The 13370-nt window shown below is 42.3% G+C and carries 13 protein-coding genes and 1 other RNA gene; 9 read left to right on the top strand and 5 right to left on the bottom strand.

Annotated elements, in window-relative coordinates:
* Nucleotides 1–2: 2 nt before the first annotated feature.
* The 8 genes from HGD77_RS06790 (at nucleotide 3) to lpxA (ending at nucleotide 8890) form a co-directional block, all read left to right on the top strand.
* Complete coding sequence (locus tag HGD77_RS06790) at nucleotides 3–827, top strand: phosphatidate cytidylyltransferase (RefSeq protein ID WP_004279883.1); 825 nt, start codon at nucleotides 3–5, stop codon at nucleotides 825–827.
* Entirely contained in the window at nucleotides 828–2024 is a 1197-nt protein-coding gene (ispC, locus tag HGD77_RS06795) for a 1-deoxy-D-xylulose-5-phosphate reductoisomerase (RefSeq protein ID WP_004279882.1), read from the top strand.
* Between the two features lie 3 nt (nucleotides 2025–2027).
* Nucleotides 2028–3383: an RIP metalloprotease RseP gene (rseP, locus tag HGD77_RS06800; protein WP_085064675.1), complete on the top strand. Its 1356-nt coding sequence runs from the start codon at nucleotides 2028–2030 to the stop codon at nucleotides 3381–3383.
* 84 nt (nucleotides 3384–3467) lie between these two features.
* Nucleotides 3468–5963 (top strand): outer membrane protein assembly factor BamA, encoded by a 2496-nt coding sequence (gene bamA, locus HGD77_RS06805; RefSeq protein ID WP_392389744.1) that lies wholly within the window; start codon nucleotides 3468–3470, stop codon nucleotides 5961–5963.
* Between the two features lie 79 nt (nucleotides 5964–6042).
* Nucleotides 6043–6540, top strand: coding sequence for an OmpH family outer membrane protein (locus HGD77_RS06810; protein WP_004646720.1), 498 nt, complete (start codon nucleotides 6043–6045; stop codon nucleotides 6538–6540).
* A gap of 3 nt (nucleotides 6541–6543) precedes the next feature.
* Nucleotides 6544–7614, top strand: coding sequence for a UDP-3-O-(3-hydroxymyristoyl)glucosamine N-acyltransferase (gene lpxD, locus HGD77_RS06815; protein ID WP_004646721.1), 1071 nt, complete (start codon nucleotides 6544–6546; stop codon nucleotides 7612–7614).
* Nucleotides 7615–7619: 5 nt separating this feature from the next.
* Nucleotides 7620–8105, top strand: a complete 486-nt coding sequence (gene fabZ, locus HGD77_RS06820) for a 3-hydroxyacyl-ACP dehydratase FabZ (protein WP_026055766.1) — start codon at nucleotides 7620–7622, stop codon at nucleotides 8103–8105.
* Nucleotides 8102–8890, top strand: coding sequence for an acyl-ACP--UDP-N-acetylglucosamine O-acyltransferase (gene lpxA, locus HGD77_RS06825; RefSeq protein ID WP_004279876.1), 789 nt, complete (start codon nucleotides 8102–8104; stop codon nucleotides 8888–8890). Before fabZ ends, lpxA begins: the two co-directional genes overlap by 4 nt.
* A 60-nt stretch (nucleotides 8891–8950) precedes the next feature.
* Here lpxA and HGD77_RS06830 read toward each other — a convergent pair whose 3' ends face one another.
* The gene (locus tag HGD77_RS06830; RefSeq protein ID WP_004646724.1) at nucleotides 8951–9748 is read right to left on the bottom strand and encodes a YbgF trimerization domain-containing protein; all 798 of its coding nucleotides are present in this window, start codon (nucleotides 9746–9748) and stop codon (nucleotides 8951–8953) included.
* A gap of 294 nt (nucleotides 9749–10042) precedes the next feature.
* Between HGD77_RS06830 and ffs the strand changes: the two genes are divergently transcribed.
* Nucleotides 10043–10139: signal recognition particle sRNA small type (ffs, locus tag HGD77_RS06835), an RNA gene on the top strand.
* Nucleotides 10140–10352: 213 nt separating this feature from the next.
* Here the strand turns inward: ffs and HGD77_RS06840 are convergent.
* From HGD77_RS06840 to HGD77_RS06855, 4 genes are all read right to left on the bottom strand, one after another.
* Nucleotides 10353–10970 carry a regulatory protein RecX gene (locus HGD77_RS06840; protein WP_004646725.1) on the bottom strand — a complete coding sequence of 206 codons (618 nt, stop codon included), beginning with the start codon at nucleotides 10968–10970 and terminating at the stop codon, nucleotides 10353–10355.
* A gap of 91 nt (nucleotides 10971–11061) precedes the next feature.
* A complete protein-coding gene (gene recA / locus HGD77_RS06845) occupies nucleotides 11062–12105 on the bottom strand; it encodes a recombinase RecA (RefSeq protein WP_004279873.1) in 1044 nt (347 codons plus the stop codon).
* Nucleotides 12106–12250: 145 nt separating this feature from the next.
* The gene (locus tag HGD77_RS06850) at nucleotides 12251–12691 is read right to left on the bottom strand and encodes an RNA-binding S4 domain-containing protein (protein ID WP_004646726.1); all 441 of its coding nucleotides are present in this window, start codon (nucleotides 12689–12691) and stop codon (nucleotides 12251–12253) included.
* Complete coding sequence (locus HGD77_RS06855) at nucleotides 12684–13370, bottom strand: HAD-IA family hydrolase (protein ID WP_016806963.1); 687 nt, start codon at nucleotides 13368–13370, stop codon at nucleotides 12684–12686. Before HGD77_RS06855 ends, HGD77_RS06850 begins: the two co-directional genes overlap by 8 nt.

Raw genomic sequence — 13370 nt, forward strand, 5'->3', positions numbered from 1 at the left:
ACATGTTTGAGCGGATTATAACCGCATTGGTGTTGGTAGCAGTTGTACTGAGCTGTATGTTTGCTACCGAATCACATTATCCAATGTTTGTATTGATGGTTCTTGCTGCTGGGGTGGCCGGCTATGAGTGGTTCAAACTCATGCCGCGAAAATTTAAACATGTCATCAAACCTGTTGCTTGGGGATATGGAGTGCTCACTGCGGCACTTTCAGCTTTGGCATTGTATTTTGCCGAAGTTGCCTTATTGTTATGGGTAGCTTCTATAATTACCTGGTTGCTCAGTATTTACTGGGTTAAAACCTATCCTGAATATGATGGCTGGTACAACGCCAGCCTGCACGGAATCGGCGTAGTTCTGATCTCTGCTGCGGTTACTGCAATTTTCTCTGTCTGGCAAAGTTCACCGTGGTGGCTGATGTACCTGTTTTTACTGGTATGGGGCGCAGATAGTGGTGCATATTTTGTGGGTCGTAAATTTGGCAAGAAAAAGCTGGCGCCGAATGTTAGTCCTAATAAATCCGTAGAAGGGCTGTATGGCGGTATCGTTACTTCAATGCTGATCGTGACGGCAGTTGCCTTGCTTTATCTGGATATGACTTGGCCAGAACTGATTTTATTTCTGATTCTATCTGTCGTTACAGTATTTAGTTCGGTACTGGGTGACCTGTTTGAATCCATGATCAAACGTCGTGCCGGTATTAAGGATTCAGGTCGAATTTTGCCAGGACATGGCGGAGTACTGGATCGTATTGATTCTTTGCTTGCTGCAGCTCCAATCTTTGCAGCAGGTATGGCTGTTTTAAAACTTATTGGTGTAGATTTATAAATGTCACAAGCAGTTTGTATACTGGGTGCTACAGGTTCCATTGGTCAAAGTACTTTAAAAATCTTGCAGCGACATCCTGAAGCATACTCGGTTTTTGCTGTGACCGCGCAAAGTCGTATTGATGAGCTGGTCGAAATTTGCCAGCAATACCGTCCTAAAGTGGCGGTGGTACCGGCTGAAAAAGTAGATGAACTTTCAAAACTACTTCAGCAACATCATTTATCTGATATTGAAATTCTGCAAGATGAAGCCGGTTTAATTGCTGTGGCTGAACACGCGGATGTTGATATCGTCATGGCGGCAATCGTTGGTGCAGCAGGCTTGTTGCCGACACTGGCTGCAGTGAAAGCGGGTAAGCGCGTACTGCTGGCCAATAAAGAAGCTTTGGTGATGTCAGGTGACATCATGATGCAGGCAGCGCGCGATCATGGGGCATTACTGCTTCCCGTGGATTCCGAACACAATGCGATTTTCCAATGTCTGCCACAGCATTATTTTGAAGCAGAGCGTCATGGCAAGCCCAAACTGGGTGTGTCCCAGATTCTACTGACCGCTTCAGGTGGCCCATTTCTGAACCACAGCATGCAGCAACTTGAAGAGGTCACACCTGCCCAAGCTTGCAAGCATCCTAACTGGTCCATGGGTCAAAAAATTTCAGTCGATTCTGCTACCTTAATGAATAAAGGTTTAGAATTGATCGAAGCCTGTCATTTGTTTGCAGTTCAAGAACAATTTGTTACAGTTGTTGTGCATCCACAGAGTATTATTCACTCCATGGTTCAATACGTTGATGGTTCGACTTTGGCACAAATGGGTAATCCGGATATGGGCACGCCTATTGCACATGCATTGGCATGGCCTGAGCGTATCAGTACGCATGTGGCACCACTGGATCTGTTTATGCATTCACAACTTAATTTTCAAGAACCGGACATGCTCCGTTTCCCTGCATTAAAATTGGCCCGTCAGGCCATGCAGAGTGGCGGAATTGCACCTACGATTTTAAATGCGGCCAATGAAATTGCAGTTGCTGCATTTTTAAATCAACAGATCAGATTTACCCAAATTCCTCAGGTAGCTGAGCACGTCCTGAATCAGATGGACAATCAACCTGCACATGATCTGGAGGCTATCTTGCAAGCAGATCAAATGGCACGAGGTTTATCACAGCAATACGTTGTGAATAAAGGAAGTTAAGATATGAATGCCTTGTTTATGATTGCCGCTGCAATTCTCTTACTCGGTCCCTTAATTGCGATTCACGAGTTCGGTCACTATATTGTGGCGCGTAAACTGGGCGTTAAAGTATTGGTCTATTCGATTGGATTTGGGCCAACATTATTAAAATGGACCTCGAAAAAATCCGGAATTCAGTATCAGTTGTCTGCCTTACCTTTGGGTGGCTATGTCAAGATGCTGGATGAGCGTGAAGGTAATGTCGCTGAAGAGGACTTACCCAAAGCTTTCAATCGTCAGCATCCGTGGAAGCGGATTGCCATCGTGGCAGCGGGTCCATTCATCAACCTGATTTTTGCAGTTCTTCTATTTTGGGTGTTATTTTTACCAGCTCAAGAACAGCTCAATACCCGGGTAGGCAAAGTTTTACCAAATACACCTGCTGCAACAGTACAAATGCAGCCGGGCGACAAAATTATAGCTGTGGATGGTACTCAGGTAGAAACTTGGGAAAAACTCAGTTATGCCTTGGTGGATCGTGTTGGTGAAACTGGCGTGGTTTCTATTCAGGCAGATCGTGCTGGTGAAAACAAACTGTTCCAGTTGCCGATTCAAAACTATTTAAAAGATCAAAGTCAATCGCCACTTGAAAGTTTGGGTTTCTTGCCTTATCGGCCAGAAATTCCGGCTGTAATTAGCAAACTGAGTGAAGATGGTGCAGCCATCCGTCAAGGTTTGAAAGAAGGTGACAAGATTCTGGCTATTGACGGCGTTCAGATGAAAGACTGGTTTGATGTGGTGCAGGTGGTACAGGCATCTCCAGAAAAATTACTCAAAATGGATGTTTTACGCGAAAATAAGGTGGTTCAGCTAGAAGTCATGCCGCAAGGCAAACGTGACAATATGGGCAATGTGACCGGTATGCTGGGTGTACACAGTGATCCGGGTAAAATGACCATTCCTGCAGAATATAAACAGACCATTCATTACACGCCAGGTGAAGCGTTGGTAATGGCATTTGATAAAACAGCACATTTATCTTCGATGATTCTGAACTCGATTGTCAAAATGGTACGCGGTCTGATTGGTCTGGATAATTTATCAGGTCCAATTACCATTGCCAAAGTGGCAGGACAAAGCGCAGAAATGGGCTGGGAAACTTTTATTTCCTTTATGGCGCTAATGAGTGTAAGTTTAGGAATATTAAATCTACTGCCTATTCCAATGCTTGATGGCGGACATCTGGTTTACTATTTTGTTGAATTAATTCGTGGTAAACCTGTTTCCGAACAAATACAATTGGTTGGGTTAAAAATTGGTATGGTACTGCTCGGCAGTATGATGCTTCTGGCATTATTTAATGATTTTATGCGTTTATAACAACGTAAATGGAATAAATTAACAGCGGAAAAGACTGGCATGCAGCACACACATTTATTTATGCCTCTGGCACTCGTTAGTGCAATGGCAGTAGCACAACAAGTATATGCAGCAGATGAATTCATTGTACAAGATATAAAATTTGATGGATTAGTACGTTTAACTCCTGACAATGTGTATGGCCTAGTGCCAATTAACAGTGGTGATCGGGTCAATGATCCAATCATTGCCAATGCAATTCGTAGCATGTATGCATCAGGCCTATTTGATGACATTAAAGCCGTGCAGCAAGGCAATACTTTGGTTTTCCAAGTTGTTGAACGCCCGGTCATTTCAAAAATCGAATTGAAAGGCAATAAGTTGATTCCTAAGGAAGCACTTGAGGAAGGCCTGAAAAAAATGGGTCTGGCTGAAGGTGAAGTGCTGAAAAAATCAGCGCTGCAAACTATTGAAACTGAACTTGAACAGCAATACATGCAGCAAGGTCGTTATGATGCCGATATTACGGTCACCACGACGCCTCGACCAAATAACCGTGTTGAATTGCTAATTGATTTTATTGAAGGTAAAGCGGCCAAAGTTTTTGATATCAATATTATCGGGAATACCGTATTTAAAGAATCTGATATCAAGCAGGCCTTTGCAGTAAAAGAAAGTGGCTGGAGTTCAGTCATTTCGCGTAATGACCGTTATGCACGTGAAAAGATGGCGGCAAGTCTTGAAGCTTTGCGTGCCATGTATCTGAATCGCGGTTACATCAACTTTAATATTACCAATTCCAGTCTGAACTTGAGTGAAGATAAAAAAAATGTTTTTATCGAAGTTTCTGTGGATGAAGGCGAGCAATTTAAATTTGGTCAAACCAAATACTTAGGTGATGCGCTTTATAAGACTGAAGAATTGCAGGCTTTACAAATCTTCAAAGAAGGCGAAATTTATTCGCAGGAAAAAGTTAATGCGGTTAAGCAATTATTACAGCGTAAGTATGGTAATGCAGGCTACTACTATGCAGAAGTCAACATCGTTCCTCAAATTAACAACGAAACCAAACTGGTTGATCTAAATTACTATATTAATCCAGGTCAGCAAGTCACAGTACGACGTATTAATTTCACTGGTAATACTAAAACTGCAGATGAAGTACTACGTCGTGAAATGCGCCAAATGGAAGGTGCGCTTGCCAGTAATGAAAAAATTGACCTGTCTAAGGTTCGTCTGGAACGTACCGGTTTCTTTAAAACTGTCGATATCAAACCTGCACGTATTCCGGGTGCACCAGATCAGGTGGACTTGAATGTTGCTGTTGAAGAGCAGCATTCAGGGACCAGTACTCTTGCAGTTGGTTTCTCGCAAAGCGGTGGTGTAACTTTCCAGGCAGGTTTAAGTCAGACCAACTTCCTGGGTACAGGTAATAGTGTCTCAATCGATTTGTCGCGTTCTGAAACGCAAGATTACTATAACTTGAGCGTGATGGATCCGTACTTCACTATTGATGGTGTACGTCGCGGCTATAATATGTACTACCGTAAAACCAAGCTGGATGATGACTATAACGTCAACAACTATGTAACGGATAGTTTTGGTGGTGGGATTAACTTTGGTTATCCAATTGATGAAAACCAGAGTGTCAGCTTGGGTCTAAACGTCGATCAGACTGAAGTAACTACTGGTCCATATGTATCGACTTATGTACGGGATTATTTATTAGCTAATGGTGGTAAAAGTACTAGAGATGGTGCCTACTGTCCAAAAGACAGCGCTGGTAACTCACAATTAACTGTACCTATTTATGGACAAGATGGTACTACAGTAATTGGTTATGACTGCGCAGTGCCACAAATTACTTATGGAAATGAATTTAAAGGTGATTTCTTGACTTATAACCTGAATCTGGGTTGGTCTTATAATACCTTAAACCGTCCAATGTTCCCGACAACGGGCATGTCACACCGTGTTAATGCAGAAATTGCCTTGCCGGGTAGTGATGTGGAATATCAAAAAGTCACTTATGATGCGCAAGCTTTCTTCCCATTAGGTAAAGATTTTGTTCTGCGTGGATATGGTAAGTTGGGCTATGGTAATGACCTACCATTCTATAAGAATTTCTACGCTGGTGGTTATGGTTCAGTCCGTGGTTATGAAAACAGTACCTTAGGCCCTAAATATCCAGGTGTAACTTATAATGAATCACGAGAACAAGACTTTGGTCCAGAAGAAGTGGGTGGTAATGCCTTAGTCCAGTTTGGTACAGAATTAGTGCTTCCTGTGCCATTTAAAGGAGATTGGGCACGTCAGGTTCGCCCGGTACTTTTTGCAGAGGGAGCACAAGTTTTTGATACTCAGTGTGATGTGCCTCGCGGAAATTTATATCTCAATCCACAAAATACTGATGTAAATGCGAAGCAATACTGTAAAGATAACTTTGGTTTTGATGCAGGCAATATGCGTTATAGCGTAGGCGCAGGTTTCACCTGGATTACCATGATTGGGCCATTATCACTTAGCTATGCATACCCATTGAATGATAAAGATGGGGATGATACTCAAAATATCCAGTTTGAAATTGGACGTACTTTCTAAAATCGTTTTGACCTAGAAACTAAATTTTGCTCATAAAGCCTGCAGGTTTTGTGAGCAAATTTTTTGAATGAGTAAGAATATGAAAAAAATGATTATGGCAATGAGCCTGGCTTTGGCAAGTGTTGCACCTTTAACTCAAGCGGCCAGTATGGGGGTAATTGACTTGGAGCGTGTGGTTGAAGGTAGTACTTATCTGAAACAACAAAACACGATATTCCAGCAAAAAATTCAGCCACAAACCACTAAGATTGAGCAACTCAGCAAAGAGCTGGAAACTTTGCAGCAACGTGCTCAATCCAATACCAAGCTCAGTGAGACTGAAAAACAGAAAATGTCTGTGCAATATCAGGCTAAGTTGCAAGAATTGAATCAGTTACAGCAATCTGTACAGACGAATGTCCAAAGCTCGATTCAGCAGATCCGAATTGTATTTGATGCACGGGTAAAGCAAATTGCTGAACAATTGCGTAGAGAAAACAACCTGGATGTGGTTTTAAATAAAAATTCAGCGCTTGCTTATGATGCTAAATATGATTTAACTGATAAAATGATTCAAAAGGTTAATGCAATTAAATAATCAATGAATCATCAACAGCTTCAGTTAGCTGATCTCGCTCGCCTGGTTCAGGGCGAGTGCATAGGTCAGACAGATTTACGTTTGAGCGCTTTGGCCAGTCTTGAACAGGCAACTTCACACGATCTGGCATTTGTGAATGCCGATAAATATGTAGAGCAGGCCAATCAAAGTCAGGCAGGTGCTTTAATTGTCACGGCTGAACTAAAACAACAGATAACTTCACATCAAAACTTTATTGTTGTGGCAAATCCCTATCTGGCTTTTGCGATTCTGACGCATGTCTTTGAGAAAAAACATCGCCAGCGTGGCATTGAGAGTACTGCTCAAATTCACCCGTCGGCAGTGATTGCGGACGATGCTTATATTGGTCATTACGTGGTGATTGGTGAGCATTGTGTCGTGGGTGCGAATACGATTGTTCAGGCGCATGTGCAGATCGATGATGATGTCGAGATCGGTCAGGACTGTTTTATTGACTCACATGTGACCCTCACCGGCGCAGCAAAAATTGGTAATCGGGTGCGCATTCATGCCAATAGCGTGATTGGTAGCGAAGGGTTTGGTTTTGCACCTTATCAGGGTAAATGGCACCGTATTGCGCAATTAGGTTCTGTATGCATTGAGGATGATGTGCGTATTGGGTCAAATTGTAGCGTAGACCGTGGTGCACTGGATGATACGATTTTGCAACAGGGTGTGATCATTGATAATCTTGTGCAAATCGCACATAACGTTAAAATTGGTGCACATACCGCGATTGCTGCAAAAACTGCCGTTGCAGGAAGTGTTTCAATTGGCAAAAACTGTATCATTGGTGGTGCCTCTGCGATTTCTGGACACTTGAATATTGCTGATAATGTGACGTTGACCGGAATGTCAATGGTGACAAATAATATTTCTGAAGCTGGAAAATATTCATCCGGGATTGGTCTGTTTGAAAATCAGAAATGGAAACGTACCGTGGTTCGCCTCAGACAATTAGCAGATGTGCCATTGACCCAGGTGATCAAACGACTAGATCATATGCAATCTCAGATTGAGTCCATTGAATCAACATTTAAGTTGCGTAAATAATTATGATGACAGAGTCGAATTTGCCTACATTCACGAAGCCTGAATTGCCAATGAATATTCAAAAGATTCGTGAATATTTGCCCCATCGCTATCCATTTTTATTGGTTGATCGCGTCGTCGAAATTACCGATAATGGCATTGTTGGTTATAAAAACGTCTCAATTAATGAAGAGTTTTTACAAGGCCATTTTCCGAATTATCCAATTATGCCAGGTGTACTGATTGTTGAGGCACTGGCACAAATCTCTGGAATTCTGGGTTTTGTGATGAATAACGAAGTACCAAGTGAAGGTTCTTTGTTCCTGTTTGCCGGTGCGGAAAAAGTTAGATTTAAAAAACAGGTGGTTGCAGGTGACCAATTGGTTTTAAAATCTGAATTAGTGATGCAAAAGCGGGGCATTTACAAATATAATTGTATTGCCACTGTAGATGGCGTCGTCGCAACAACCGCGGAAATTATGGTTTCGCATCAAAAAGTCGAGCAGGCATGAGCAATAATCCCCTTATTCATCCAACTGCCATTATTGACCCGTCAGCAGTCATTGCTGCTGATGTAGAAATTGGCCCATATTGTATTATCGGGCCAAATGTCACTATTGGTGCGGGTAGCAAACTTCATTCACACGTGGTGGTGGGTGGCTATACGCGTATAGGTGAATATAATGAAATTTTCCAGTTCGCCAGTGTAGGCGAGGTGTGTCAGGATCTTAAGTATGCTGGTGAAGAAACCTGGCTTGAGATTGGCGATCACAACAAGATTCGTGAGCATTGCAGTCTGCATCGTGGTACGGTTCAGGACCAGAGCCTGACCAAGATCGGTAGTCATAACCTGCTCATGGTCAATACTCATATTGCACATGACTGTATGGTTGGAGATTATAATATCTTTGCCAATAACGTCGGTGTGGCTGGACATGTCCATGTCGGGGACTACGTCGTCATTGGCGGAAACTCGGGCATTCATCAGTTCTGTAAGATTGATTCTTATAGCATGATTGGTGGTGCATCACTGATTTTGAAAGATGTGCCGGCTTATGTGATGGTTTCAGGTAATCCTGCGCATGCATTTGCCATGAATATTGAAGGCATGCGTCGTAAAGGCTGGTCGAAGACCGTAATCAGCGGTTTACGTGATGCCTTTAAACTGATTTATAAATCAGGTTTAACGACTCAGGAAGCAATCGAGCAGATCCGTACAGGAATTTTGCCGGAAGTGGCTGAAGTACAACGTCTAATTGACTCTCTTGAACAGTCGAAGCGCGGCATTGTGCGCTAAATGTTTGAGGTAATAAAAAAGACACCTGAAGGTGTCTTTTTTATTTTGGGAATTTCTATTTTACTTAAGAAATTTAATTTCCTCAGCTTTCGGATAATTCTTCAATAGCTTTGTTTTGTATTGCGATGCAAGCGTAGTATTCTTTTCAACATCTTTGCTGATGTTATAAAGCTGATACAGGGCAGTGGAGGCTTTTGCAGAATTTGGGTAACGGTCAACGACAATCAGATAATTACGTTTCGCTTCAGTAAATTTTGGCGGGTCAATCGCCAGATTGAATTCCGCTAACCAGAAATAGGCATTGCTGATATAAACGCTATTCGGATTGTTTTTAATAAAGTTTTGCATCGGTGCAATGGCTTTGGCTGCACCGCCATTTTTATAAGCATCTAAAGCCACGGTATAAGCTGCCTTTTCTAGCTCAGCAGGTTGCTTTCCGCTGCTTGCTGTATTGACCTTATTTGTGTTTAGGCTGGGTGCAGTATCCTGTGGGTTTTCCTCCGTTGGATTGTCTTCAGCAGGTTCAATTTTTTGCTGCAATAGTTCGAGACGCTGATCGAGATCGGCATAACGATTGGTCAGTTCATTTTTGAGCCGTTCAATCTCATTTTCCTGTTCTTCCATTTTACCGCGCAAAATCCGCAAGTCATTTTCGAGCTGCTGGTTCTTTTGCATGATTTGCCAGCTGGTATTGGTTTGAACTGCTGGAGTTGCACCAGCCGCAATTGCCGCTGGGGTATTTACTGCGGTTTGATTCGTAGCTTGGCTCAAGCCGCGCGATTCAATCGGAATATTGGCAAATAGAGGCGTGGTAAAGAGTGCTGTCACTGCACACAATACGGTCTTTTTAAACATCATAAAATTTCCATAATTCTTTGTGAGATGCGGATCCGCTGCTCATCTTTTCAAAGTAGATCATTCATATACATTGCACACATTAAAAACGGCATTTTTAGAAAATGCAACAAGGTTTTACAAAGATCATGTGAATCTGAGTGTTGATGGATTGATTGTGAAGATCCCTTAAAAATCAGCAGAAATATCAATATTGTTTTTAAAATAATCAAACGGATAGCTTAAGGGATTATTTTGCGGAACAAGGCTTGCAACTTGATTAAAAATCTCTATACTCTGTTTTTGTAATGGTAGCCCTGCTGGTTACTTCGCAATTGTACTCTATGAACCCCGCCAGGACCGGAAGGTAGCAACGGTAATAGAACTATGATGTGCCGGAGCTTTGCTGGTAGGGTTGCCACCATATTCTTATTATAATAACAATGCGAATTCGCAGTTTTCTATTCTCAAATATCATTTTTTTTCAATATCGTCAAACAGCATTATCTTATTGTTTTAATGATTAAATCATCATTATCTTTTGCCGTGCTTTATTTTATTTTCCAACTAATATTAGATTAAATATCCAATCCTTTTAATTCATTAAGACTTTCAAAGAATATAAGACTTAGTCTTCTGCTTTACGGTTAATGGCCTTGATAATCGCATCCATTTCAAAACCACGATACATTAAAAAACGGATCTGTTTGGCTTTGAGCTTGGGGTCTTTAGGAACTTCGGTGCCATATTTTTTGACTTTTAGTTCATAGGCTTGTTGAACCCAGTCGGTTTCTTTGAGTTCTTCTGAAATCAGAGCAGTATCAATCTTTTTGCTCTTGAGTTTCATTTTAATTTGATTGGGACCTTTGCCTTTACGCTTTTGACTCGACAACATGGTTTCCGCCACACGCTGATCACTTTGATAGTTCTCACGGGACAGTTCTTCAACCAGGTTAATAACTTCATCACGATGCTCTGCATAGAGGGCTAGTTTCTCTATCAGTTCGGCTTTGGAATATTCCTTGCGCGTCAGTACGGCAAAGGCATAAGAACGTAAGCGTGAGCCTGTCAGTCCCGGTTTCTTCTCATCCTGAGTTGGGGTAGAGGAAAACAAACGTTCTTCAGGATCAAATTCAGGAGCGTCTTGGATCGCACTTTTTGCAGGTTGAGCTTGATCTTCAGTATCACCAAATTGCTGTTTTAAAGTTTCATAATCGAGCAGTTTGCTGAATTTCGCGTCTGACATGATTCTCTCGGATTTTAGATTCCCTATATAATAACAAAACGCCCCGGAGGGCGCTGTGTATTGACGTTTAAAGATGATGCATCTAATAAGATCATGCATCTAAAAAGTCAGGTTCTTCCTTGCTATCGTCTTCTTCAACAACCACTGCTTTAGTCAGAAGCTGGTCACGAATCAGTTTTTCAATCGTCTGAGCCATTTCTTTATGCTCTTCCAGATAACGGATGGTGTTGTTCTTACCCTGGCCAATTTTGTCGCCTTGATAAGAATACCACGCACCAGCTTTCTGCACGATTTCTTGCTGTACAGCAAGGTCGATCAATTCACCTAGATGGTTAACACCTTTGCCATAAAGAATCTGGAATAAAGCTTCTTTAAACGGAGGCGCCATTTTGTTTTTCACGACTTTGACTTTGGTTTCAGAACCAACAATCTCGTCACCTTCTTTCACTTGGCCGATACGACGGATGTCCAAGCGAACAGAGGCATAGAATTTCAGTGCGTTACCACCAGTTGTGGTTTCAGGGCTACCAAACATGACACCAATCTTCATACGAATCTGGTTAATGAAGATCACCATACAGTTGGAACGCTTGGCATTACCAGTAATTTTACGCAGTGCCTGGCTCATTAAACGGGCTTGCAGACCCATATGCGAGTCACCCATTTCGCCTTCAATTTCAGCGCGCGGAGTCAATGCAGCAACAGAGTCGACAACGATCATGTCGATCGCGCCAGAGCGTACCAGCATGTCTGCGATTTCAAGTGCCTGTTCACCGTGATCCGGTTGCGATACCAGCAGGTTGTCAATATCTACGCCCAGTTTGCGCGCATATTGAGGATCAAGTGCATGTTCCGCATCGATGAATGCACACGTACCGCCTGCTTTCTGACACTCTGCAATTGCTTGCAGGGTCATTGTGGTTTTACCTGAAGATTCAGGACCATAGATCTCGACGATACGACCTTTAGGTAAACCACCAATACCGAGTGCAATATCCAGCGTTAAAGAGCCTGTAGACACAGCTTCAACTGCCTGAACGGTATTGTCACCAAGACGCATAACTGTATTTTTACCAAACTGTTTTTCAATCTGGCTTAAGGCAGCGTTGAGCGCCTTGTTTTTATTCTCATCCATCTTACAACCTCAATACGATGTCACTAAGTTAGTACTCAAGTGGATGTCTTAAATTAGAGCTTTGTTCCACAGGTGTATAGTGACAGAATTTTCCCTAGTGTTCTATAAAAGTCAGCGCATGTACGACATATTCTGACGCTTAAATTTAATCGTCATTATAGGACCATGACTGATCGAAATTCTGACTATTTTCATTTTTAAATCTACTGATATCACGACGATCCTTCTTGCTTGGACGATGGTCGGGACGAGCTAGATTATGCAACTTTCTTTGTGATGTAATCAATTCCCGGCGTGCAATACTGACTTCGGTTTCTTCATACAGTTTTTGTGCCACGGGTGCAGGTCCACGAACATCAGAAAGTTCCTTAACCAGCACGGTTTTTTTGTCGATGCCTTGCTGAATCGTCAGTTCCATACCAACACGGACTTCGCGCGATACCTTGACACGTTCACCATTGTGATGGACTTTGCCACCTTCAATCGCATGTTTGGCAATCGAGCGGGTTTTAAAAAACCGTGCTGCCCACAGCCATTTGTCTATACGCATGCCTACCGCATCTTCGGGTAAAGACGATTTACGCATATTTTTTTTCTACCTCAGCCTGATTTAAATGAGTGATTAAATCTGTTAATTGGTGCAGCATCGGGTAATTACAAGTCTGACGTGCTACTTTGGCTGAAGAGGGCTGCTGGATGCTGAACAGGTTCTGAATGCCATAGGCTTGAGCCCCATTCAGGACTTTTTCAGTATCATCAATAAAATAAGCATGTGCAGGGTCAAATGGATGCAACGCATTCAGGCCTTGCCAGAACTCGATAAATTCTTTGGCATGTCCGATCGTTTCTGAACTGACAATCACATCGAAATAATCTCTTAAATTCAAATGATCCAGTTTAAATGCTAGACCCGCACAGTCAGCATTGGTGGCCAGCCAGATGGGATAGCCATTATTTTTAAGATAATCGAGCAATTCGAGACAATGCGGGCGTAAGGCCACTTTATCTTTATGTTCAATTTGCATCGCCAGAACATCGACTTCGACTTTAGCCGTCCAGAAGCGTGAAGAGTACCAGTTTAAGGTATGATTATGTTCCTGATAGAATGCATAGAGTGTCGCCTGGCTGTGTTCCAGGCTACAGCCATGTGTGGCAGCATAACGCACAGGCAATAACTCGTTCCAGATGAAATCATCGTAGGCAAGATCAAGTAAAGTGCCATCCATATCGAAAATTATGGTAGGTTTTTCAGAGCATTTTGACAT

Source organism: Acinetobacter sp. NEB149, assembly GCF_012516415.1.
GTDB classification, from domain to species: Bacteria; Pseudomonadota; Gammaproteobacteria; order Pseudomonadales; family Moraxellaceae; genus Acinetobacter; species Acinetobacter lwoffii_V.